This is a genomic window from Streptomyces sp. NPDC107454 (genome assembly GCF_055582885.1).
In genome coordinates this window covers 507,253-530,762 of record NZ_JBVJPA010000001.1, presented here as the reverse complement: position 1 = coordinate 530,762, position 23,510 = coordinate 507,253, and the positions used below count along the sequence as shown (strand labels likewise).

At 71.4% G+C, this 23,510-nt stretch carries 17 protein-coding genes and 3 tRNA genes; 9 read left to right on the top strand and 11 right to left on the bottom strand.

The window, feature by feature from the left end; translation table 11 throughout:
• Positions 1-364 precede the first annotated feature (364 nt).
• Positions 365-1,441: a glycoside hydrolase family 5 protein gene (locus tag ACZ69M_RS02300; RefSeq protein WP_470046036.1), complete on the top strand. Its 1,077-nt coding sequence runs from the start codon at positions 365-367 to the stop codon at positions 1,439-1,441.
• A 225-nt stretch (positions 1,442-1,666) separates the two neighbouring features.
• Here ACZ69M_RS02300 and ACZ69M_RS02295 read toward each other — a convergent pair.
• The 3 genes from ACZ69M_RS02295 to ACZ69M_RS02285 form a co-directional block, all read right to left on the bottom strand.
• Positions 1,667-1,740, bottom strand: a tRNA-Ile gene (locus ACZ69M_RS02295).
• Between the two features lie 165 nt (positions 1,741-1,905).
• Positions 1,906-1,978: transfer RNA gene (locus ACZ69M_RS02290), tRNA-Asn, on the bottom strand.
• A 5-nt stretch (positions 1,979-1,983) separates the two neighbouring features.
• A tRNA-Asn gene (locus ACZ69M_RS02285) sits at positions 1,984-2,056 on the bottom strand.
• Positions 2,057-2,201: 145 nt separating this feature from the next.
• On the opposite strand from ACZ69M_RS02285, the gene ACZ69M_RS02280 reads away from it, so the two are divergent.
• The 4 genes from ACZ69M_RS02280 (at position 2,202) to ACZ69M_RS02265 (ending at position 8,030) form a co-directional block, all read left to right on the top strand.
• On the top strand, positions 2,202-2,507 hold the full coding sequence (locus tag ACZ69M_RS02280) for a hypothetical protein (protein WP_054233549.1): 306 nt from the start codon (positions 2,202-2,204) through the stop codon (positions 2,505-2,507).
• A 202-nt stretch (positions 2,508-2,709) separates the two neighbouring features.
• A complete protein-coding gene (locus ACZ69M_RS02275; RefSeq protein ID WP_095854814.1) occupies positions 2,710-4,164 on the top strand; it encodes an FGGY family carbohydrate kinase in 1,455 nt (484 codons plus the stop codon).
• A 204-nt stretch (positions 4,165-4,368) separates the two neighbouring features.
• Complete coding sequence (locus ACZ69M_RS02270; RefSeq protein ID WP_470046035.1) at positions 4,369-6,102, top strand: ABC transporter ATP-binding protein; 1,734 nt, start codon at positions 4,369-4,371, stop codon at positions 6,100-6,102.
• Positions 6,102-8,030, top strand: a complete 1,929-nt coding sequence (locus tag ACZ69M_RS02265) for an ABC transporter ATP-binding protein (protein WP_099941217.1) — start codon at positions 6,102-6,104, stop codon at positions 8,028-8,030. The genes ACZ69M_RS02270 and ACZ69M_RS02265 overlap by 1 nt, the downstream gene beginning before the upstream one ends.
• Before the next feature lie 163 nt (positions 8,031-8,193).
• On the opposite strand, the gene ACZ69M_RS02260 is transcribed toward ACZ69M_RS02265, so the two are convergent.
• The 5 genes from ACZ69M_RS02260 to ACZ69M_RS02240 form a co-directional block, all read right to left on the bottom strand.
• Positions 8,194-9,504: an RNA polymerase sigma factor gene (locus ACZ69M_RS02260; protein ID WP_470046034.1), complete on the bottom strand. Its 1,311-nt coding sequence runs from the start codon at positions 9,502-9,504 to the stop codon at positions 8,194-8,196.
• A gap of 201 nt (positions 9,505-9,705) precedes the next feature.
• Positions 9,706-11,610: a DNA primase gene (dnaG, locus tag ACZ69M_RS02255; protein WP_470046033.1), complete on the bottom strand. Its 1,905-nt coding sequence runs from the start codon at positions 11,608-11,610 to the stop codon at positions 9,706-9,708.
• A 54-nt stretch (positions 11,611-11,664) separates the two neighbouring features.
• Positions 11,665-12,930 (bottom strand): NAD(P)/FAD-dependent oxidoreductase, encoded by a 1,266-nt coding sequence (locus ACZ69M_RS02250; protein ID WP_470046032.1) that lies wholly within the window; start codon positions 12,928-12,930, stop codon positions 11,665-11,667.
• A 91-nt stretch (positions 12,931-13,021) separates the two neighbouring features.
• Positions 13,022-14,371: a deoxyguanosinetriphosphate triphosphohydrolase gene (locus tag ACZ69M_RS02245; RefSeq protein ID WP_470046031.1), complete on the bottom strand. Its 1,350-nt coding sequence runs from the start codon at positions 14,369-14,371 to the stop codon at positions 13,022-13,024.
• Positions 14,372-14,433: 62 nt separating this feature from the next.
• Positions 14,434-15,258, bottom strand: a complete 825-nt coding sequence (locus ACZ69M_RS02240) for a sirohydrochlorin chelatase (RefSeq protein WP_470046030.1) — start codon at positions 15,256-15,258, stop codon at positions 14,434-14,436.
• A gap of 355 nt (positions 15,259-15,613) precedes the next feature.
• Here ACZ69M_RS02240 and ACZ69M_RS02235 point away from each other — a divergent pair, with 355 nt between their 5' ends.
• The 3 genes from ACZ69M_RS02235 to ACZ69M_RS02225 all read left to right on the top strand — a co-directional run bounded on the left by ACZ69M_RS02235 (position 15,614) and on the right by ACZ69M_RS02225 (position 20,124).
• A complete protein-coding gene (locus ACZ69M_RS02235; RefSeq protein WP_470046029.1) occupies positions 15,614-16,321 on the top strand; it encodes a SanA/YdcF family protein in 708 nt (235 codons plus the stop codon).
• The gene (locus tag ACZ69M_RS02230) at positions 16,318-17,868 is read left to right on the top strand and encodes a membrane-associated oxidoreductase (RefSeq protein WP_470046028.1); all 1,551 of its coding nucleotides are present in this window, start codon (positions 16,318-16,320) and stop codon (positions 17,866-17,868) included. The genes ACZ69M_RS02235 and ACZ69M_RS02230 overlap by 4 nt, the downstream gene beginning before the upstream one ends.
• A 141-nt stretch (positions 17,869-18,009) precedes the next feature.
• The gene (locus ACZ69M_RS02225) at positions 18,010-20,124 is read left to right on the top strand and encodes a glycoside hydrolase family 36 protein (RefSeq protein ID WP_470046027.1); all 2,115 of its coding nucleotides are present in this window, start codon (positions 18,010-18,012) and stop codon (positions 20,122-20,124) included.
• On the opposite strand, the gene ACZ69M_RS02220 is transcribed toward ACZ69M_RS02225, so the two are convergent.
• The 3 genes from ACZ69M_RS02220 to cutA form a co-directional block, all read right to left on the bottom strand.
• Positions 20,114-20,266 carry a hypothetical protein gene (locus ACZ69M_RS02220; protein WP_470046026.1) on the bottom strand — a complete coding sequence of 51 codons (153 nt, stop codon included), beginning with the start codon at positions 20,264-20,266 and terminating at the stop codon, positions 20,114-20,116. The genes ACZ69M_RS02225 and ACZ69M_RS02220 overlap by 11 nt on opposite strands.
• Positions 20,267-20,459: 193 nt before the next feature.
• A complete protein-coding gene (locus ACZ69M_RS02215; protein ID WP_470046025.1) occupies positions 20,460-20,870 on the bottom strand; it encodes a gamma-glutamylcyclotransferase family protein in 411 nt (136 codons plus the stop codon).
• A complete protein-coding gene (gene cutA / locus ACZ69M_RS02210) occupies positions 20,867-21,229 on the bottom strand; it encodes a divalent-cation tolerance protein CutA (RefSeq protein ID WP_470046360.1) in 363 nt (120 codons plus the stop codon). Before cutA ends, ACZ69M_RS02215 begins: the two co-directional genes overlap by 4 nt.
• 157 nt (positions 21,230-21,386) lie before the next feature.
• Between cutA and ACZ69M_RS02205 the strand changes: the two genes are divergently transcribed.
• Positions 21,387-23,057, top strand: coding sequence for a M4 family metallopeptidase (locus ACZ69M_RS02205; protein ID WP_470046024.1), 1,671 nt, complete (start codon positions 21,387-21,389; stop codon positions 23,055-23,057).
• Positions 23,058-23,510: the final 453 nt, after the last annotated feature.

Sequence of the window (23,510 nt, the reverse complement as noted above, 5' to 3'; positions counted from 1 at the left end):
GTCGGTGGATCAGGGAGGAGCGGACGGATGGGCTCAGCGCCGCGGGCGAGGGTGCACGGCGCCCGGAGACCGTCGGGGTCGAGACGGCGCAAGAACCGCGCCTCGCACCTGCCTTGAGTACGCCGAGGCCCACCCGCGCGGGCGACAGGACCGCCCCGCACCCTCCCCCCACACCGGTGCAGCACCACTGGTGAAGCACCACCGCACCACCGCACCACCGATACAGCACCGGTCGTCACCGGGCCCATGACGGCGAGCCGACGCACCACGCGTCCCGTCCGGCCCGGCGAACCTTCCGACGGCCGCCCAGCCCCGCGCAGGCTCCGCCGGGCGCTGAGCCGCAGTCACCTGAAAGGGCAAGTCGATGCGCACTACCCCCGCCAGAACCCGCCTCTCGCCCCGCCTGCGCGCCGCCTTCGTGGCGCTCCTGATCGCCGGCACCAGCGGCACCGCCGTCGCCGCGACCGGCGGCACGGCCGTCGCCGGCCCAGCCCACGCCGCGCCGGGCAAGGACACGACCCAGTTCAAGGGCGTGAACTGGGCCGACCCGCGTGACAACTTCGCCGACGACCCGGTCGTACTGTCCGGCCTGTCGACCTCCGACAGCTACGCCCGGACCTACGCCAAGGCGAGCCGGATCATCTCGGCGTTCCGCGCGAACCTCGGCGCCAACACCGTCCGGCTGCCCATCAACCCGTACACGGTCAACGGCTCGTACTGGAAGTCCTACCGCGGGGTCATCGACGCCGCGTCGGACAAGGGCTTCAAGGTCATCGTCTCCTACTGGGAGGGCACGGGCGCCCGCAAGGACGGCTTCATCGACGACCCCGCCACCTTCTGGCCCATGTGGAACACGGTGGTCAAGACCTACAAGAACGACAAGCAGGTCTACTTCGAGCCGATGAACGAGCCCCACGGCTACACCGACACCGAGTGGGCCGACATCGCGGCGAAGTGGCTGGCCACCTATCCCTCCGTCCCGCGCGACCGGGTGTTCGTCAGCGGCGCCGGCTACAACGACCACGTCACCTCCGTCTGCGCCGACCCGCGCCTGAAGGGCACCTACCTCTCCCTGCACCACTACGGCTTCTGGAAGGACTACGCCACCTACGACCAGTGGGTGTCCGACCTCAAGGAGCGCATCGGTGACTGCGCGGGTCGTACCGTCGCCGACGAGTTCGGCGCCCCGATGACCACCGGCCTCGACTACAACAAGCCGGACGCCTCCAACAACTACGTCAACTACGTCCAGGCCGTCACCGACACCTTCCGCCAGCTGAAGATGGGCTCCGTCTACTGGCCCGGCCTGCGCACCGACGACACGTACTCCCTGCAGACCCTGACGGGTGACCCCGCCCGCCCGTGGCTCGCCACCACCAACCAGTCCGGCGCCGACCGCCTCGCCTGGGCCTGGGGCCGCGGGAAGCCCGTCCAGCCCTGACCCGGCCCCCGGGCCCGCGCGTCCCTCGCGGGCCCGATCGGGCCGCTCCGGGCTCGAACTGACGTCACACCAGGGAACGGCGATTCCCCAGCCGTTCCCCCGGACGAGTGCAAAGAACGCGAAACGCACGACTGCGGCCCCCGGATCAGCTCCGGGGGCCGCAACCTTGTTGCTGGCAAACCACGAGTGCGCAGGCGGCATCGTTTCTTCACGCGTAGCGCGGAGTGGGGCGGGTGGGACTCGAACCCACGGCCGACGGATTATGAGTCCGCTGCTCTAACCGGCTGAGCTACCGCCCCTTACGGCGCGTCGCGCACATTTGTGCGCGCCGTCTGCCGCAGCATAGCCGCTCATACGATCTCCTGCTTCGGATGGTCGGCAACGCATGACCATGAGGACTTCGGCATGGCCTGCGCGGTTCCGCCGGACATGAAAAAGGACCCCTGAGGGGTCCTCTTCCGTTGCTCTCCCGACTGGACTCGAACCAGTAACCTGCCGGTTAACAGCCGGCTGCTCTGCCAATTGAGCTACAGGAGATCGAGCTCCCCCGACTGGACTCGAACCAGTAACCTGCCGGTTAACAGCCGGCTGCTCTGCCAATTGAGCTACGGAGGATTGCCTCGTTGCATCGAACGCACCTACCCGGGTATTCGCCAGGGGGCGTGTGCTCGCTGCGACACATACATTAGCGCAAGCAGGGGGGTGCTCCGCCAATCGGTTCCCCCCGCACCGATGCCGACGCAAGGGAAGGGTGGCCGCCATGCGCTACCGGCTCACATTCGTCGCCGGACTGGCTCTGGGTTACGTGCTCGGCACGCGCGCCGGGCGCGAGCGCTACGAGCAGCTGAAGAAGTCCGCGCGCCAGGTCGCGCAGAACCCCGCGGTGCGCAACACCGCCGAGACCGCCGCCCAGCAGGGGCGCGAGATCGCGGGCAAGGCGTTCCACACGGTCGGCGAGAAGGTGGGCGACCACGTCCCCGACTCCGTCACCGCCCGCGTCCGCTCGCTGCGCGAACGCAACACCAACGGCACCCGCGAGGACGACTGGGGCACCAGCAACACCTAGGGCGGCGCGGGGAACCACCCGATCGGCCCTCACCGGCCGAAAGCCGAACGGCCACGGCAGGCAGGGCGAGGGGATCCCTGACGGGGTCGGCGAACGCGCCACCCCGTCCGACCTGCGCCCCGGCCCGGCGGGCACCCCTTGAGCCGGTCCCTACCGCCCGGCCCGGCGCGCCCATCCCCCGCCGTACGGCAGAATTTCCGCCATGGGGATAGTCGCCGGGTTGGACAGTTCGCCCGATTTCACTCGTATCGTCGTCTGCGACACGGACACGGGAGCCGTGCTCAGGCAGGGATATGCCCCGCATCCGGTGGAAACCACCGAGGGCGGCGGCCGTCCTTCCGATGTCGATCCGCAGGCCTGGCTGCTGTCCCTGGGCGAGGCCGCCGGCGGCGGGCTCCTCGAAGGCGTGCAGGCCATCGGCGTCTCCGCGCAGCAGAACGCGCTCGTTCCGCTGGACACGCAGGGCAACACGGTGCGGCCGGCCATGGTCGGCGGTGACAAGCGCGCACAGGTCGCCGCCGCCGATCTCGTCGACGCGCTCGGCGGGCGCGAGGCATGGGCGCAGGCCGTGGGCCACGTGCCGCAGGCCGCCCAGCCGGTGACCAAGCTGCGCTGGCTGAACAAGACCGAGCCCGACGCCGCGTTGCGCACCGCCGTGCTGCTGCAGGCGCACGACTGGCTGGTGTGGCAGTTGCTCGGGCGGCCGATGCGGCGGACCACCGACCGGGGCGGGGCCTCCGGGACCGGCTACTGGTCGGCGGCGACCGGCGGCTACCGGCCGGATCTCGTCGAGCTCGCGCTCGGCCACCAGGCCACGCTGCCCGACGTGCTGGGCCCGTCCGAGGCGGCGGGGACGACACCCGAGGGGCTGCTGATCTCCGCGGGCACCGGAGAGACCATGGCCGCGGCCTTCGGGCTCGGTATCGGGCTCGGGGACGCGGTCGTGTCCCTCGGCGCCTCCGGGTCCGTGATGGCCGTACACCCCGAGGCGCTGGTCGACTCCTCCGGCATGATCACCTCACTGGCGGACGCGACGGGCATGCATCTGCCGGTGGTGACCACCCTCAACGCCGTACGGACCCTGCGCGGCGCCGTCGAACTGCTCGGCCTGCCCGACCTGGAGAGCCTGTCCGAGCTGGCCATGAAGTCCACGCCGGGCTCCCACGGGCTGGTGCTGCTGCCGTACCTGGAGGGCGAGCGGACCCCGAACCTGCCGCACACCGCCGGGACGCTCGCGGGACTGCGGCGCGAGTCGATGCGGCCCGAACACCTGGCGCGGGCCGCCTTCGAGGGCATGCTGTGCGGGCTCGCGGACGCGCTCGACGTGCTGCGCGGGCGCGGCGTGGACGTACGGCGGGTGTTCCTGCTCGGGGCCGCCGCCGAGCTGCCGGCCGTGCAGGCCGCGGCGCCCGCGCTGTTCGGCGCGCAGGTCGTCGTCCCCCAGCCGGCGGACTACGCGGCGCTGGGCGCGGCCCGTCAGGCGGCCTGGGCCCTCGGCGTCTCGCAGGGCACGCTCGATCCCCAGCTGCCACCCGTCTGGCAGGGTGCGGTCGCCCAGATTCTGGAGCCCGGTGAGGAACTGGCCGTGGGTCAGGCCGTACGCCAGCAGTACGTGTCCGTACGGGAACAGACGCATCCGGGGGCGTTCCGGGCATAGGGGGCGCGGAGGAGGTGCGGACGGGTGTTCCGGTGGGCGCAGAGGCCGACATGGACCCTATGACGTACGTCTCAAGGTCCGGTTCCGGTCCGCTCTTGGTCCGCTCTTGGATTAATCGGTTGAGGTAACACGGGTGGAGTGTTCGACGATAGGGGGTGGTGCACCACCGACCGCACTGCCGTCGACGACTCCGAGAGAAGCCGCGTGCTCATACGACTGCTTCGGACCTACCTCAGTCCGTACAAGAAACCCATCGCTCTCCTCGTGCTGCTGCAGTTCCTGCAGACCTGCGCGACCCTGTACCTGCCGACCCTGAACGCACACATCATCGACAACGGTGTCGTCAAGGGGGACACGGGTTACATCCTGTCCTTCGGTGCCCTGATGATCGGGATCTCGCTGGTCCAGGTCTTCTGCAACATCGGCGCCGTCTACTACGGCGCCCGTACGGCGTCCTCCGTCGGCCGGGACATCCGGGCCGCCGTCTTCGACCGGGTGCAGTCCTTCTCCGCACGCGAGGTGGGCCACTTCGGGGCCCCCTCCCTGATCACCCGCACCACCAATGACGTCCAGCAGGTGCAGATGCTCACCCTGATGACGTTCACCCTGCTGGTGTCGGCGCCGATCATGTGTGTGGGCGGCATCGTGCTGGCCCTCGGCCTGGACGTGCCGCTCTCCGCGGTCCTGGTCGCCGTGGTGCCGGTGCTCGGCATCGGAGTGACCCTGATCGTGCGCCGGCTGCGCCCGCTGTTCAGGACCATGCAGGTGCGCCTGGACACCGTGAACCGGGTGCTGCGCGAGCAGATCACCGGCAACCGCGTCATCCGCGCCTTCGTCCGCGACGACTACGAGAAGGACCGCTTCGAGTCCGCGAACGCCCAGCTGACCGAGGTGTCCCTCGGTACCGGCCGGATGCTCGCCCTGATGTTCCCGATGGTCATGACCGTCGTGAACCTCTCGTCGATCGCCGTGGTCTGGTTCGGCGCCCACCGCATCGCCAGCGGCGGCATGCAGATCGGCGACCTGACCGCGTTCCTCGCCTACCTCATGCAGATCGTGATGTCCGTGATGATGGCCACCTTCATGTTCATGATGGTGCCGCGCGCGGAGGTCTGTGCCGAGCGCATCGAAGAGGTCCTGGACACCTCGTCGAGCGTCGTACCGCCGAGCTCGCCCGTCGTGGAGCTGCGGCGCCACGGCCACCTGGAGATCCGCGGCGCCGGGTTCCGCTACCCGGGCGCCGAGGAGCCCGTCCTGAAGTCCATCGAACTGGTGGCGCGGCCGGGTGAGACGACCGCCGTGATCGGGTCGACGGGCAGCGGCAAGTCGACGCTGCTCGGGCTCGTGCCCCGGCTCTTCGACGCCACCGACGGAGAAGTCCTCGTCGACGGCGTGGACGTGTCGACCGTCGAGCCGACGCTGCTCGCCAGGACGGTCGGGCTCGTCCCCCAGAAGCCGTACCTCTTCGCGGGGACGGTCGCCACCAACCTCCGGTACGGCAATCCGGACGCGACCGACGAGGAGCTGTGGCACGCGCTGGAGGTGGCGCAGGCCAAGGGCTTCGTGGAGCGGCTGGAGAACGGCCTGGACTCGCCGATCGCACAGGGCGGCACCAACGTCTCCGGCGGTCAGCGCCAGCGTCTCGCCATCGCCCGCACCCTCGTCCAGCGCCCCGAGATCTATCTCTTCGACGACTCCTTCTCCGCGCTCGACTACGCGACCGACGCGGCGCTGCGCGCGGCGCTCTCCCAGGAGACCGCCGAGGCGACCGTGGTGATCGTCGCCCAGCGGGTGTCGACCATTCGGGACGCGGACCGGATCGTGGTCCTCGACGAGGGCCGGGTGGTGGGCACGGGGCGTCATCACGAGCTCATGGCCGACAACGAGACCTATCGGGAGATCGTTCTCTCCCAGCTGACGGAAGCGGAGGCCGCCTGATGGCCGGGCCCATGGGACGCATGATGGCCGGGGGCGGCCCCGATCAGCGCTCGATGGATTTCAAGGTGTCCGGGAAGAGGCTCCTGGCCCAGTTCAAACCCGAACGCGTCACCATGTACGGGATGCTGGTCGCCGTCGTCCTGAGCGTGGGTCTCTCGGTGGTCGGACCGAAGATCCTCGGCAAGGCCACCGACCTGGTCTTCGCGGGCATCATCGGGCGGCAGATGCCGGCCGGCGCCACCAAGGCCGAGGTCCTCGCCTCCATGCGGCGGCGCGGTGAGGGCGGCATGGCCGACATGCTCGCCGGGACGGACTTCACTCCCGGCAAGGGCATCGACTTCGATGCCGTCGGAAACGTACTGCTGCTCGCGCTCTGTACGTTCCTGCTGGCCGGCCTGCTGATGGCGGTGGCGACGCGCCTGGTGAACCGGGCCGTCAACAAGACCGTCTACCACATGCGCGAGGACCTCCAGGCGAAGCTCTCGCGGCTGCCGCTGTCGTACTTCGACAAGCGCCAGCGCGGTGAGGTGCTCAGCCGCGCCACGAACGACATCGACAACATCCAGCAGACCCTGCAGCAGTCGATGGGCCAGCTGGTGAACTCCCTGCTGACCATCATCGGCGTGCTCGCGATGATGTTCTGGGTGTCGTGGCTGCTCGCGCTGGTCGCGCTCGTCACGGTCCCGCTCTCCTTCTTCGTCGCCACGCGCATCGGCAAGCGCTCGCAGCCGCACTTCGTGCAGCAGTGGCGCACCACCGGCAAGCTCAACGCCCACATCGAGGAGATGTACACCGGGCACACGCTGGTGAAGGTGTTCGGGCGGCAGGAGGAGTCGGCGGCGCAGTTCGCCGAGCAGAACGAGAAGTTGTACGAGGCCGGATTCAAGGCGCAGTTCAACAGCGGGGTCATGCAGCCGCTGATGATGTTCGTGTCGAACCTGAACTATGTGCTGGTGGCGGTGGTCGGCGGTCTGCGCGTCGCGTCCGGCTCGCTGTCGATCGGCGACGTCCAGGCCTTCATCCAGTACTCCCGCCAGTTCTCGATGCCGCTGACGCAGGTCGCCTCGATGGCGAATCTCGTGCAGTCCGGTGTCGCGTCGGCGGAGCGCATCTTCGAACTCCTCGACGCGGAGGAGCAGGAGGCCGACCCGGTGCCTGCGGCGCGCCCCGACGAGCTGCGCGGGCGGGTGGCGCTGGAGAACGTGTCCTTCCGCTACGACCCCGAGAAGCCGCTCATCGAGGACCTGTCGCTGAAGGTGGAGCCGGGCCACACGGTGGCGATCGTCGGCCCGACCGGGGCCGGCAAGACCACGCTGGTGAACCTCCTGATGCGGTTCTACGACGTCACCGGCGGCCGGATCACCCTCGACGGGGTCGACATCGCGTCCATGTCCCGGGACGAACTCCGGGCCGGGATCGGGATGGTGCTCCAGGACACCTGGCTGTTCGGCGGCACGATCGCGGAGAACATCGCGTACGGGGCCTCGCGTGAGGTCACACGCGGGGAGATCGAGGAGGCGGCGCGGGCCGCGCACGCGGACCGTTTCATCCGTACGCTCCCCGAGGGCTACGACACCGTCATCGACGACGAGGGGACGGGGGTCAGCGCGGGCGAGAAGCAGCTGATCACCATCGCGCGGGCGTTCCTGTCCGACCCGGTGATCCTCGTCCTCGACGAGGCGACCAGTTCCGTCGACACCCGTACCGAGGTGCTGATCCAGAAGGCGATGGCGAAGCTCGCGCACGGGCGGACGTCGTTCGTGATCGCCCACCGGCTCTCCACGATCCGGGACGCGGACACCATCCTCGTGATGGAGAACGGGTCGATCGTCGAGCAGGGCGCGCATGCGGAGCTGTTGGCGGCGAACGGGGCGTACGCGCGCCTGTACAAGGCCCAGTTCGCCCAGGCGGTGGCCGAGGTCGACTAGCGGGTGTGGGTGGGTAGGCGGGTGCGGGGAGGTGTTTCCTCGCCCCCGCCGCCCCTACCCGTCCCATCCCTGGAGCCACGCCCCCAGACCCCCCTATCGGCCTGAACGGCCTCGCCCTCGAACGCCGGACGGGCCGAAGGCCAACACCACCCCACGGCCCGGGTCAGTCCAGGTAGCCGCGGAGTTGGTCCGCGAAGGCGTGGTCCCTCAGTTTGTTGAGGGTTTTGGACTCGATCTGGCGGATGCGTTCGCGGGTGACACCGAAGATGCGGCCTATTTCCTCGAGCGTGCGGGGGCGGCCGTCGGCGAGCCCGTACCGGAGCTGGACGACCTTGCGTTCACGCTCGCCGAGCGTGGAGAGCACCGCTTCCAGGTGTTCCCGCAGGAGCAGGAACGCGGCGGACTCCACCGGCGACGTCGCGTCACCGTCCTCGATCAGGTCGCCGAGCGCCACGTCGTCCTCCTCCCCCACCGGCGCGTGCAACGACACCGGCTCCTGGGCAAGACGCAGCACCTCACTCACCCGCTCACCGGGAAGGTCGAGGTGCGCGGCGACCTCGTCCGGCGTCGGTTCGTAGCCGCGCTCCTGCAGCATCCGACGCTGGACCCGCACGACCCGGTTGATCAACTCGACCACGTGGACGGGGACCCGGATCGTACGGGCCTGATCGGCCAGCGCCCGCGACATGGCCTGCCGGATCCACCAGGTCGCGTACGTCGAGAACTTGTACCCACGGGCGTAGTCGAACTTCTCCACCGCCCTGATCAGACCGAGGTTCCCCTCCTGGACCAGGTCGAGCATGGTGAGCCCGCGGCCCACATAGCGTTTCGCGACCGAGACGACCAGGCGCAGGTTCGCCTCGATGAGGCGGCGCTTGGCCATGCGGCCCATGACGACGAGCTTGTCGAGGTCGAGGGCGAGCTGACTGTCCAGGTCGGGGGCGAGGCGGAGCTTCTCCTCGGCGAAGAGTCCGGCCTCGACGCGACGGGCGAGTTCGACCTCCTCCGCCGCGGTGAGCAGCGGAATGCGGCCGATCTCGCGCAGGTACTGGCGGAACAGGTCCGAGGAGGGGCCTCCGGTGTCCGTACCGCGTCCCCGGGGCAGTTCGACGGGCTCCGGGGCCTCGGTCTCGGTTTCGACCTCCACGGGCTCGGCCTCGGCCTCGACGGCGTCCGCCGCCGGAGCGTCCGGCTCCGTCTCGGGGTGGTGCGCGGCACCCCGCTGCGGGGGCATCGCCGTGACGACGTCGGGCTCGGCGTCCGTATCCGCGTCCGTGAGGTTGTCGGTCTGTGTGAGGGTCTGGGTCTGCACGGGGGCGACCTCCAGGAATGTCGCTGCTGAGGCGTGCGGCAGCGGTACGTCGGGGATGGGGTCGACGGCCTCGCCGCTGTCCATCCCGTAGTCGTTTGGCGGAACCGCGGGAATCGGAAACCCGTCGCGTGCGGGTCGGCCGCGCTCCGAGGACTCAGGCACCGGAACCCAGTGTGGAGTACGACACATCGCCGCCACGAGGGGCGTGCGGTGACTTTTTGCGTCCGGTCCGTGACCCGGTGGTTACCGTGCCCTCCGAGTGCGCAGCTCAGCCCGCGCGAAACCGATTGAACGGCGTACGGGATTGGCATGTGCGCCGGGCCCATCCGGGCAGCCCGGGCCCCGGACCGGGCAGGGGCGGCCTCAGAGCGCCTCCGCGCCCCGCTCGCGCAGCGCCTGTCCGTACTGCTGGAGCACCCACAACTCGTTCTGCACGGCCGCCAGCTGGGCCGGGTCGCCGTGGGCGCTCGCGCGGGACAGGGCGCCCTGGACGTCCACGATGCGGCGCTCGACGGCGCGGCGGCGGACCATGACGAGCTGGTCGCCCGCGTAGGTCTCGTCGACGGTCTTGCGCATGATCGCCTCGACGGCCAGCTCGGTGACCATGGAGCGGACCACGTCGTCCGGGGCGGCCTCGCGGACCCGGACCAGATACTCCTGGGGGTCCTGCGTGCCGTACTCGGCGCCGCCCGACTCCATGATCGCCAGGCGTACGGCGGCGTAGGGCGCGGCGGTGAACTCGTCGATCCCGTAGGCGTCGAAGGCCGGGGAGACCAGCTCGGGCCGCTGGAGGGCGAGCTTGAGCAGCTCGCGCTCGGTGGCGTAGACGGGGTTGCGGAGGTTGAGCGCCGGGCCGCCCGCGGGCGTCCGGACGGCGGCGTACGCCTCCTGGGGACGCTGGCCGCCCGCGGGGGCCGGGCCCTTGCCGCCGCGGTCGCGGGCCCAACGGGCCAGCTGGGCCACCCGCTTGACCACGAACTGGGTGTCCAGGATGCCGAGCATCCCGGCGAGCTGCACGGCGACCTCGTGCTGGGCGCCGCTGTTCTTGATGCGGGCGACGATGGGCGCCGCCTCGTCCAGGGCCGCCGCGCGCCCCGCCGGGGTCTCCAGGTCGTAGCGCAGGATGATCTGGCGCAGGGCGAACTCGAAGAGGGGCGTGCGGGGTTCGACGAGGTCGGCGACCGCCTCGTCGCCCTTGGCGAGGCGCAGGTCGCAGGGGTCCATGCCGTCCGGCGCGATGGCGATGTACGTCTCGGCGGCGAACTTCTGGTCGTCCTCGAAGGCACGCAGGGCGGCCTTCTGGCCCGCCGAGTCGCCGTCGAAGGTGAAGATCACACGGGCCGAGCCGTTGTCCATCAGGAGGCGTCTGAGGATCTTGATGTGATCGCTGCCGAACGCCGTGCCGCAGGTCGCGATCGCGGTGGTGATGCCGGCCAGGTGGCAGGCCATGACGTCGGTGTAGCCCTCGACGACGACCGCGCGGCTGGCCTTGGCGATGTCCTTCTTGGCGAGGTCGATGCCGTAGAGGACCTGGGACTTCCGGTAGATCGCGGTGTCGGGCGTGTTCAGATACTTCGGGCCGTTGTCCGCCTCGTACAGCTTGCGCGCGCCGAAGCCGACGACCTCGCCGCCGATGTCGCGGATCGGCCACATCAGGCGCCCGCGGAAGCGGTCGATGGGGCCCCGGCGGCCCTCCTGGGAGAGGCCGGAGAGGAGCAGCTCCTTGTCGGTGAAGCCCTTGCCGCGCAGGTGGCGGGTGAGGTGGTCCCAGCCCTGGGGGCTGTAGCCGACGCCGAAGTGCGCGGCGGCGGCCTGGTCGAAACCGCGCTCGGCGAGGAACTTGCGGCCCGCGTCGGCCTCGGGGCTGGTGTCGAGCTGCTCCACGTAGAACTGAGCGGCGATCTTGTGCGCCTCGACCAGGCGGATCCGCTCGCCGCGCTGGTGGGAGGGGTTGTACCCGCCCTCCTCGTAGCGCAGGGTGATGCCGGCCTGCCCGGCGAGGCGCTCGACGGCCTCGGAGAAGGTGAGGTGGTCGACCTTCATCACGAACGTGATGGTGTCGCCGCCTTCCTGGCAGCCGAAGCAGTGGAAGAGACCCTTGCTCGGGCTGACCTGGAAGGACGGGGACTTCTCGTCGTGGAAGGGGCACAGACCCTTGAGGTTTCCGCCGCCCGCGTTGCGCAGCTGGAGGTACTCGGACACGACGGCGTCGATCGGGACCGCGTCCCGAACCGCCTTCACGTCCTCGTCGTTGATCCTTCCAGCCACGAGGTGATTCTACGGGGCCGGACTGACACTCCTGGGGCGAGGCGAACGCCTCCGTCAGAGGACAAGGCTCTCCAGCGGTACGTGCGGGTTCGCCAGCGCCTCGGTGTCCACCTGGGCCCGGGACCGGATCAGCCGCTGAATGGGTTCCGTGACGTCCCACACATTCACGTTCATCCCGGCCAGCACCCGCCCGTCCTTCATCCAGAAGGCGATGAACTGGCGCTTGCCCGCGTCGCCCCGGATCACCACTTCGTCGTACGTCCCCGGGGGAGCCCAGCCCGAGTACTCGAGCCCCACGTCGTACTGGTCGGAGAAGAAATAGGGCACGCGGTCGTACACCGCGCCGCGGTCCAGCATCGAGCGGGCCGCCGCCGGTCCGCCATTGAGGGCGTTGGCCCAGTGCTCGACGCGCACCCGGGTGTCGAAGAGGGCGTGCGGGAAGGAGGCGACGTCACCGGCGGCGTAGATGTCGGGGTCGGAGGTGCGCAGGCGGTCGTCGACCGCGACGCCGCCGCCGTACGCACGGTCGGCGATCTCCAGGCCCGCGGCCTCCGCGAGCCCGATGCGCGGCGCCGCCCCGATGGCCGCCAGGACGTCGTGGGCCGGGTGCTCCTCGCCGTCATCCGTGCGGGCGGCGAGCACCATGCCGTCCTGGCCGACGATCTCGGTGAGCCGGGCCCCGAAGTGGAAGCGGACGCCGTGCTCGCGGTGCAGCTCGGCGAAGAGGTTGCCCAGCTCGGGGCCGAGGACCGCGTGCAGCGGGGTCGGATGGGGCTCGACGACGGTGACCTCGGCGCCGTACTCGCGGGCCGCCGCCGCGACCTCCAGGCCGATCCAGCCCCCGCCCGCGATCACGATGTGGCCGTTGTCACGGCCGAGCGCGGCCAGGACGCCCTTGAGGCGTTCGGCGTGGGCGAGGCGACGCAGGTGGTGGACGCCCGCGAGATCCGTCCCGGGGATGTCGAGGCGGCGCGGCTCGGCGCCGGTCGCGAGGAGCAGCTTGTCGTAGTGGACGAGGGTGCCGTCGTCGCCGAAGCGGACGGTCTTCGCCGTACGGTCGATGGCGTCGACGGTCTGGCCGAGGTGCAGCTCCACGTCGTTCTGCGCGTACCAGGCGGGTTCGTGCACGAAGACGCTGTCCCGCTCCTCCTTGCCGAGCAGATAGCCCTTGGAGAGCGGCGGGCGCTCGTAAGGGTGGTCACGTTCGTCGCAGATCAGTATCACGCGGCCGGTGAAACCCTCCGCTCGGAGCGTCTCGGCCGCCTTGGCGCCGGCCAGGCCTCCTCCGACGATGACGAATGTCTGATCCGCGTCGACCACTTGATGCCTCCTCGTAACGTTGTCGCCAGGCGAGCGTCCCGCACGCAGCGTGATGCGGGAAGAGGGAGTGGCCCGATCAGGCCACTCAGGGTCACACTCCGCCGCCGCCTGTGGGGCGGGTGGTGAGCCTGAGGTGCAGTGAACGTGCCGAGGCGTCGGTGAGCGAGGCAATCTGGTCGACGATCACCCGCTTGCGCGCTCGATCGTCCCCGGCCTCGTCGAACAGCGCCCGGAACTGCGGGTCGAGACCGTCCGGGGCGCGGGCGGTCAGCGCCTCGGCCAGCTCGGCGACGACGATCCGCTGATCGGCGCGCAGCCGCTCCTGCTCGGCGCGCTGCATGACGTACCGGTCGGCGACGGCCTTGAGGACGGCGCACTCGTGGCGGGCGGCGCGCGGGACGACCAGCTCCGCCGCGTACCGGGTGAGCCGGCCGGTACCGTACCGCGCGCGGGTGGCGCCCTCGGCGGCCAGGCAGAAGCGGCCGATGAGCTGACTGGTGGCGTCCTTCAACCGGGCCTGCGCGACGGCCGATCCGTCGTACCCGTGCGGCCACCATCCCTGTTCCAGCAGCCGGTCGAGGGCCGCGGAGAGCTCCGCCGGGTCGGTGTCCTTCGGCACGTACCGGCCGATGGCGACCTTGAAGATCTCCTCGCGTTCCGGCTCGGCGTGCAGGCAGTTGGGGTCGATGTGGCCGGCGTGCAGACCGTCCTCGACGTCGTGCACCGAGTACGCCACGTCGTCGGACCAGTCCATGACCTGGGCCTCGAAGCACGTACGGGTGCCGGGGGCGCCCTTGCGGACCCAGTCGAAGACCGGCCGGTCGTCCTCGTAGGCCCCGAACTTCGGCGAGGCGGGGTCGGTGGGGTGGGCGCCGCGCGGCCAGGGGTACTTGGTGGCGGCGTCGAGGGCGGCGCGGGTGAGGTTCAGTCCCACGCTGACGAGTTCGCCCGTCTCCTGCGCGTGGACGAAGCGCTTGGGCTCGATCCTGGTCAGCAGGCGCAGCGACTGCGCGTTGCCCTCGAAGCCGCCGCAGTCCTCCGCGAACTCGTTCAGCGCCTGTTCGCCGTTGTGTCCGAAGGGCGGGTGGCCGAGGTCGTGGGAGAGGCAGGCCGCCTCGACGAGGTCGGGGTCGCAGCCGAGGGCGGCGCCGAGCTCGCGGCCGACCTGGGCGCACTCCAGGGAGTGGGTGAGACGGGTGCGGGCGCTGGCGTCCCAGGCCTGACTGCGCGTGCCGGGGGTGACGACCTGGGTCTTGCCCGCGAGGCGGCGCAGCGCGGAGGAGTGCAGCACGCGTGCGCGGTCGCGCTGGAAGGCGGTGCGGCCGGGACGTTTGTCGGGCTCGGCGGCCCAGCGCTCGACGGACGACTCGTCGTACGTGTCGTACGCGCCCGGCGTGGCGGGGTCGTCGTATGCCGTCGGTGCCTTCGCAGTGCCGTCCATGTACCCGACAGTAAACGCAGGCGGTGACAAACGGGGCGTGGCCTACCGCCGGGAGGCGTGGATCAGGCCGAGGCCAGCTCGCGTTCCGGGGCCGGTTCGGGGGTCGCCACGGCCTGGTCGTAGCGGTGCAGGACCAGGCGGGCCATCGCGGCGTGGGTGCCCAGCGGGGCGGCGGCGATCCAGGGGGCGGCCGCGGCGCACTCGGTGGCGAAGCGGCCGGGCGCGGTGAAGTAGGAGGCGACGGCGATGCGGTGGCGGCCCCGCGCGGCCAGGGCGCGCACGGCGGCGGCGACGGTGGGCGCGGCGGCGGAGGCGTAGGCGGGGACGACGGGCACGCCGAGGCGTTCGGCCAGCAGCTGGGCGGTGCGGCGGGTGTCGGTGATCGACTCCGGGTCGCGCGAGCCCGCGGCGGCCAGCACGACCCCGCCGGCGCGCCGGGCCGCGTCGCTCATCCCGGTCCGCCAGCCGGCCTCGACGAGCCGCGCGTACAGCGTCTCGACGAGCAGCGGGTGCGGGCCGAGCGGGGCGGCGACACGGGCCCGCAGTCCCGGTACGGCGGCCGCGGCCTCGGGGATGTCCCGCTTGACGTGGTAGCCGCGGCTGAGCAGCAGCGGCACGAGAACGGCACCGTCGGCGGCGTCCTCGGCGTCGAGGGAGGCGAGCGTGTCGGCCAGCAGCGGTTCGTTGAGCTCGATGTGTCCGAGGTGCACGGACAGGTGCGGGCGCAGCTCGCGGACGCGCTCGATCAGGGTGCGTACGGTGCTCAGTGCGCGCGGGTCGCGGCTGCCGTGCGCGACGAGGACGAGCGGCGGCGGCGCGGGGCGGCGGGCCCCGTTCAGCGACACGAGGCTGAGCTGACTGCCGAGCTGGCTGGTGATCGCGTTCATGAGTTGCGCCGTACTGTCGAGGTGGGCGCCACCGAGCGGCTGCCCGCCGGTGGGGGTCCCCCCGCTCGGACGGAACCGAGCGTGGGGAAGGGTCCTGGACTCGTCGTGAGAGGGGTTCGACGCCGTCATGGACCGATGGTGACGGCACGAGGTTGCGGCGCGGTTGCACGGGCGTGTCAGGTGTTTTCCGGGGCTTCACGGCCCGGTGCGGCGGCGGTGTGAGCACCTCCCACCTGCGCTTCCGCGGCGCCGAGTGAGCCCGGTCACGATACCCGGGCGAACCGAACGGGCATACGCTGCGTCCCCATCTGTCGAATACCGACGTGATCGGACGCCACCGGGGGGACGAACCACCATGCCGCGCCTGCCGCACCCGAGGATCCTCAGACCGCGGCTGCCCCGCCTGCCGCGCACCCGCGCCGGGCAGCGGCGGGCCGTGCAGACGGTCATGCTGCTGTGCGTGCTGGCGCTGCTTCCGGTGACATGGCTGTACGTGAGCACGGCCGACGGACTGCGTACGACGTCCGACGCACCACGCACCGAGGTCGCGGTGGTGTTCGGGGCCGGACTGTGGAACGGCGAGCCGTCCCCGTACCTCGCGCACCGGCTGGACGCGGCGGCGAAGCTGTACCGGTCCGGGCGGATCGAGGCCGTGCTCGTCACCGGGGACAACAGCCGCAAGGACTACGACGAACCGGACGCGATGCGGACCTATCTGACGAAGCATGGGGTGCCGGACCGGCGGATCGTCAGCGACTACGCCGGATTCGACACCTGGGACTCCTGCGTGCGGGCCCGGAAGATCTTCGGCGTCCACGAGGCCGTGCTGATCAGCCAGAACTTCCACATCCGGCGGGCCGTCGCGCTGTGCCGGGCGGCGGGCGTGCGGTCGTACGGCGTCGGGGTCGACGCCACCCACGACGTCACCTGGTACTACGGGGGCACCCGCGAGGTGTTCGCGGCGGGCAAGGCCCTGCTGGACGCGGTGTTCAAACCCGATCCGCAGTTCCTGGGGCCGAAGGAGCCGGGGGTGGCGCGGGCCCTCGCGGCGGCGCGGAAGTGAGGACGGTCATCGATCCCGCCGCTCTGACGCCCGCGGAACGCCGCGTCTGGGAGGCCTTTCCGCTCGGCGAGGGCGTCGACTTCCGCGAGGAACCCGCCTCCGCCTCCTCCGCCGACTCCGGTGGGAACCCCGCCGACGACCCCGCGACCGGCGCCTCCTGGGGCCCCGAGCGGACCGTGCGCGCCGAGGTGCTGCGGGCGCTGCTGATCGACGGACCGGCGCACGACGGCGAGATAGCCGGCCTGAAGCTCACCGGCGCGCGCATCACCGGACAGCTGGATCTCGTCTACGGGACGGTCGAACAGGCCGTGCAGCTGCGGTTCTGCCACTTCGAGCAGCCTCTGAAGCTGTACGGGGCGCAGCTGCGGGCCCTGGTGCTGAGCGACTCGGTGCTCCCCGGGCTCAAGGCCGGCAACCTGCGGGTCGACGGGGTGCTGCGGCTCAGCTGCTGCCGGGTCACCGGGCCGATACGGCTCCAGGGCGCGAAGATCTCCGGCGCCGTGTTCGTCAACGGGGCGCGGCTGGGCGACCCGGCGGCACCGGACTCCCCGGACGCCCCGGACCCGGAAGGGACCGCGGAACCGGTTCTCCAGCTCAACCACGCGGCCATCGGCACCGACCTGTGGGCCGTCGGCCTCCTCGCGCACGGCCAGGTACGGCTGAACGGGGCCACGGTCGGCGGTCAGGTCAACCTCGACGACGCCGAGCTGCACGTACCGGCGGGCGAGACCGCCCTGCACGCCGAGACCCTGTCGGTCGGCACCGACCTGCGGGCCATGCGGCTGCGCGCGCGGGGCCGGGTCAACCTGAGCGGGTCGAGGATTCCCCACCAGCTCAATCTGGCCTACGCCCAGCTGGCCAACCCCGGAGGTCCGGCCCTGCGTGCCAGCAGCTGCGTCATCGGCGAGCTGTGGCTGCGCGAGGCCGCGCCGATCGTGGGCACCGTGAACCTGCGCCGCTCCCAGCTGGACCTTCTGCACGTGCCTCCGGGGGTGTGGCCCGACCGCGTCCGGATCGACGGCCTCGGCTACCGCACCCTCGCCCCGCATCTGCCCGCCGAGCAGCGGCTGCCGCTGCTGGAACGCGAGGAGGGCGGCTATCTTCCTCACGCCTACGAGCAGTTGGCCGCCGCGTACCGCACGGCGGGCGACGACGCCGCCGCGCGCACGGTCCAGCTGGCCAAACTCCGCCGGCACCGCCGCACCCTCCCCCGCTACGCCAGGTTCTGGGGCCGGCTCCAGGACGTGGCCGTCGGCTACGGCTACCGGCCGATGCGCGCGGCGGGCTGGCTGCTGTTGCTGCTGTGCACCGGCGCCACCGCCTTCGCACTGCACCATCCGCCCGCCCTGAAGCCCGCCGAGGCGCCCGGCTTCAACCCGGTCTTCTACACCCTCGACCTTCTGCTGCCCCTCGTGGACTTCGGTCAGGAGACGGCCTTCGCGCCGCGCGGCTGGTACCAGTGGCTCTCGTATCTGCTGATCGCCGTCGGCTGGATCCTGGCCACGACGATCGCCGCGGGCGTCACACGCTCCCTGAACCGCCAGTAGCCTCCGGCCCGCCCTCCGTGAGGTGAACGGCTCCCGTGAATAGGCCCGTTGACGGTGCCCCCGGCACTAGCATGAACCCCTGCCAACCACCGCGCCCGGGCTCCGGACCGGCGCGGGATCGACTCGGCGGCGGGGGATCGCGTGACGCAGGAGTTCAGCTACCGCTGGGGCCATTCCGCACTCACCGCCGATTTCGACCTGGACGGCCGCACACCCCGCCTGGTCCGGCTGACCGTGCCCGGTGAACCGGAGCCCAAGAACGCCGCCGAGGCCGCCGGGGCCGCGCTGCCGCTCGTCGACGTGACCCTCCTCGGACAGGGCACCGGCTGGTCCGGGCCGCGCTTCACCGGTACGGCGCTCGGGCAGCGCCTGACCCACCGCGCCCACCACGCGGCGTACGGCGACGGCTGGCACCACCTCACCGTCCAGCTCCAGGACAGGCGGGGCGGTCTGACCGTCTTCGTCGAGTACTCCTCACCGGACGCGGTACCGGTGCTGCGCACCCGCGTCCGGATCCGCAACGACGGGGGCACACCCGTCACCGTGCGCTCCGTGAGCAGTCTGCTGCTGGGCGCGCTGCCCTCGCCCGACGTACTCGACGTGCACCGGGCACGCAACGACTGGCTCGCCGAATGCCGTTGGTACGCCGAGGAGTTGCGGGAGTCCGTGCCCGACGTCGGCCGGGCGTTCCACGGGCACGACGGGCGGGCCGGGGTGCGGCTCGCCGGGCGCGGGAGCTGGCCCACCGACGGGCATCTGGCGATGGGCGCGCTCACCGACCGCACCGACGGGCGCTGCTGGCTCTGGCAGATCGAGTCCGCCGCGAGCTGGCTGTGGGAGGCGGGCGAGGCGGACCACCACACGTACCTCTCGCTGAGCGGTCCGACCGCGGACGACCACTCATGGCGTCAGGTCCTGTCCCCGGGGGCGGAGTTCGTCTCCGAGTACGCGGCTCTCGCGCTCGGCGACGGCTTCGACGGGGCGCTCACCGCGCTGACCGACTACCGGCGCCGGATCCGCCGTCCGCACCCCGACCACGACCAACTCCCCGTCGTCTTCAACGACTACATGAACACTCTCATGGGCGACCCGACCACCGAGAAGCTGCTGCCGCTGATCGACGCGGCGGCCGAGGCGGGCGCGGAGTACTTCTGCGTCGACGCCGGGTGGTACGACGACGAGGGCGGGGACGGAGACGGGGATGCGGATGGGGGCGTGGGCGGGGACGGCGGCGGGGGCTGGTGGGACAGTGTCGGCGCCTGGCTGCCGTCGCCGCGGCGCTTCCCCGGCCCTGACGGCCTCCACGCCGTGCTCGGCCGGATCCGGGAGCGCGGGATGGTGCCGGGGCTGTGGCTGGAACCGGAGGTGGTCGGCGTCCGCAGTCCGCTCGCCACCGAGCTGCCGGACGAGGCCTTCCTGCGCCACGACGGCGGCGTGCGCGTCACCGAACAGGGCCGCCACCAGCTGGACCTGACGCATCCGGCCGCCCGCGCGCACCTCGACCGGACGGTCGACCGGCTCGTCGGCGAGTGGGGCGTGGGCTATCTCAAGCTCGACTACAACATCACCACCTCCGCGCCCGGTCTCCTCGACCACACCCGCGCCTGGCTGTCCTGGCTGTCGGCCGCCTTGGACCGCCACCCGGGTCTGGTCGTCGAGAACTGCGGTTCGGGCGGGCTGCGCATGGACGGCGCGTCGCTGGCCGTGGCCCAGCTCCAGTCCACCTCCGACCAGCAGGACCCCCTGCGCTACCCACCCATCGCGGCCGCCGCGCCGACCGCGGTGCCGCCCGAGCAGGGGGCCGTGTGGGCGTACCCGCAACCGGAGTTCACGGACGAGGAGATCGCCTTCACCCTCGGCTCGGCCCTGCTGGGGCGGGTTCATCTCTCCGGGCATCTGGACCGCATGACACCGCACCAACTCGGGCTCGTGCGGGAGGCGTTGGTGACGTACAAGGCCGTCCGGGGCGATCTCGGCCGGTCGGTGCCGTTCTGGCCGCTCGGGCTGCCCGGGTGGCGGGACACGTGGGTGGCGCTGGGGATGCGGGTGCCGTTCCTCGACACCACGTATGTGCTGGTGTGGCGCAGGGCGGACGATGACCCCGAAGTCGCCCTGCCCGTGGCGCACTTGGCGGGGCGGGAGGTGCGGGCCGACGTACTGCACGGGTCGGCGGGGCCGGTGGTCTGGGACGGGTCGGCGCTGCGGGTGACGCTGCCGGAGGCTCCGTCGGTGCTGCTGACGCGGCTCACCGTGTAGCGGTCACCTGGGCGAGGACGCCGCCCCTGTCTCCGGAGGCGCGTGCGAAGCGGACGAGGAGTCGGGGGTCACCGGGGATGAAGGGTTCGGGGGATTCGAGGTGCTCGGGGGTTTCGAGGTACTCGGGCGACTCGACGAGCACGAGTTGATCCCGAGCCCCAGAGCGGCCCCCGCACCCGCGCCGCCCAGCGCGAGGAGACGGCGCCGGGTGATGTCGCTGTCGGTCATGGCGGGAACCTAGGGGCGGCCCGGGGCGCGACCGTGGGGGCGCGCGGAGTCACGCGGACCCGCCACCCGCACGAGTGGGCTCCTCGACGACGGGCGCGCCCGTGCCCTCAACGGCCCACGTGCCAGTCCCCGCCCTCGACGAGCGTGCCGCCGGCCCGCAGCCGCGCGGCGACGGCGGGGGCGGCCACGTACACCCAGGCCCGTACGGCCGTGCCGTCCGCGCGGGTCACCTCCCGCGCCACCCGCTCGTACAGGTTGCGGGGGTCGCCCGGCACGTACTCCTCCAGCCGGTCCAGCGCGCCGAGCACCTGCCCGTACGCCTCCGGGAGCGCGGTGACCAACTCCCCGCGCACGACACCTCCGGGCTCCTCGACGGCATACGGATATCCGGGCCCTTCGTACAGCACGGCTCCCCGCATCCGGCCGGGCTCCTCCGACTCCGTACGGCCACGGAGGAACAGGTCGTGGTTGTGCCCGCCGGGACGCAGGGTGCCGTAGACGAAGAAGGGGACGGTCACTCGCCGGTCTCCGACTCCACGCTCTCCTCCCCCACGGTCTCCTCCTCGACCCAGCGCAGATAGTCCGCGCTCCCCCGGACGACGGGCGTCGCGATGATCTCGGGGGTGTCGTAGTCGTGCGCCGCGAGGAGATACGTCTCCAGCGCGTCGTACCGCGCACCCGTGGTCTTGAACAACACCTTCCACTCCCTCGCGGTCTCCACCGCCCCCTTCCACCGGTAGACGGAGGTCACCGGCCCGGCGATCTGCGCGCAGGCCGCGACCCGCGCCTCGACCGCGCCGCGCGCGAGCGCCTCCGCCTTCTCGGGGGCGTCGGTCGTGGTCAGCACGGTCAGCCAGGAAACCGTTCCGGCGGCCATCTCCATGATCGTCTCTCATTCGTGAGGGTGCGGAAACGATTCTCTCCACACCTCGCGGAATCACGCATGGGCTATGGACATGACATGTCATGGACCTTTAACTCTGACTCGACATCAGCGCCCCCACGCGTCTGAGCGCCCCTCCCCGAGGAGACCGATGAGTCGGATCCGGATACGGCAGACCCGAGGTACCCGACCACACACCCGAGGCTCCCGCCTGGCCGCGGCCGGTGTGGCCGCGGCCGCCACCGCCCTGCTGGCGGCCGCGCTGACCCCCACCGCGGGCGCCGCCGGCCGGCCCGACCGCGCCACCGCGATCGACAACGCCGCCGCGGCCCTGGTGAAGGAGGCCGCCCGGCTGGGCCTGACCTCCGCCGAGGGCACCAGCGTCCGTGACGTGATCGTCGACGCGGACGGCGGCCAGCATGTCCGCTACGACCGCACGTACCGGAAACTGCCGGTCCTGGGCGGCGACTTCGTCGTCCATCTCGCCCGCGACGGCTCCTACCGCGGCGCGAACCGGGCCACCTCCCGCGACCTCTCCGTCCCCACCACCACGCCCGCGCTCGCCGCCCCCGAGGCCGCCGACCTGGCCACCGCCGCGCTGCGCGCCGCGCACCTCGGCGAGACGCTGAAGAAGCTGACGGCCAGGCCCCAGCTCGTCGTGGACGCCCTGCACGGCGCACCCCGGCTGGCCTGGCGCACCAACGTGGTGGGCCAGGACTCGCTGGGCAACCCGGTCGCCCGCACCGTGCTGACCGACGCCCGCAGCGGCCGGCAGATCGACGCGTGGGACAGCATCGAGACGGCGACGGGTGACGGCCGGTCCCTCTACAGCGGCACGGTCCCGCTGGAGACCACGCTCTCCGGATCGACGTACCAGCTCAAGGACCCGACGCGCGGGAACACGTACACGGGCGACGCGGCGAACAAGACGGACCTGTGCATCTTCGGGATCTGCATCAGCCGCGCTCCGGCGACCCTCTTCACGGACGCCGACAACCACTGGGGAACCGGGGCGGCTTCGGACCGCTCCTCGGCCGCGGTCGACGCCCAGTACGGCACGAACGAGACCTGGGACTACTACAGATACGTCCACGGCCGCACCGGCATCGCGGGCGACGGCAAGGGCTCATACAACCGCGTGCACTACGGCAACAACTACAACAACGCGTTCTGGGACGACAGTTGCTTCTGCATGACGTACGGGGACGGTGACGGGACGACGCTCGGGCCGCTGGTCGGGCTCGACGTGGCCGGACACGAGATGTCCCACGGTGTCACGTCGAAGACGGCGGCGCTGACCTACTCGGGCGAGTCCGGCGGCCTGAACGAGGCGACCTCCGACATCTTCGGCACGCTGGTGGAGTTCTACGCGAACAACTCCACCGACCCCGGGGACTACCTGATCGGCGAGAAGATCGTCCGCTCCGGATTCGGCAAGGCGGCCCTGCGGTTCATGGACCAGCCCTCCAAGGACGGCAACTCCGCGGACTGCTGGAGCTCCTCGGTCGGCAATCTCGACGTCCACTACTCGTCCGGCGTCGCGAACCACTTCGCGTACCTGCTCGCCGAGGGCAGCGGCGCGAAGACCATCAACGGGGTCAGCTACAACTCCCCCACCTGCAACAACTCCACGGTCACCGGCATCGGCCGGGACAAGCTCGGCGCGATCTGGTACCGGGCGCTGACGGTCTACATGACGTCCTCGACCAACTACGCGGGCGCGCGGACGGCGACGCTGAGCGCGGCGAAGGACCTGTACGGGGCCACAAGCACGGAGTACAACGCGGTGGCGGCGGCCTGGTCCGCGGTGTCCGTGAGCTGAACGTCGGGCGCCCGGCAGGGCTTCTCGACCGGCCGGCCCAGGGACGTGCGGCACTCGCACGTGCCGGGGCCGGCCGGAGCAGCCGAAGCCGTCGAAGCCGTCAGAGCGGTCACAGCGGTCACAGCAGTCACAGCGGTCGGCTCGCGGCGCCCCGGGCCGTCCGGGTGGGCGTGTCGGCGCGGTCCGGGACGCCGGGTGCGGTGCCCACGGCGACCGGTCGGCGACGACGGGACCGAAACGGCCCTCGTGATCGCCTTCATGACGCACGGGCCGCCACCTCAACCATCCTTGAGGTCACTGCGCCTCCCGCCCGCCCCGTCACCCGTTCGCACCCCCGCCCCGCGCTCTTCGGGTTCTTTGCCGCGACACCTCAGCCGTACGCCGGTGACCTGCTGGAACGCCATCGTTCCGGCCCATCGGACACCCTCGTCCGGCACTCTTTCCCCGCATGTG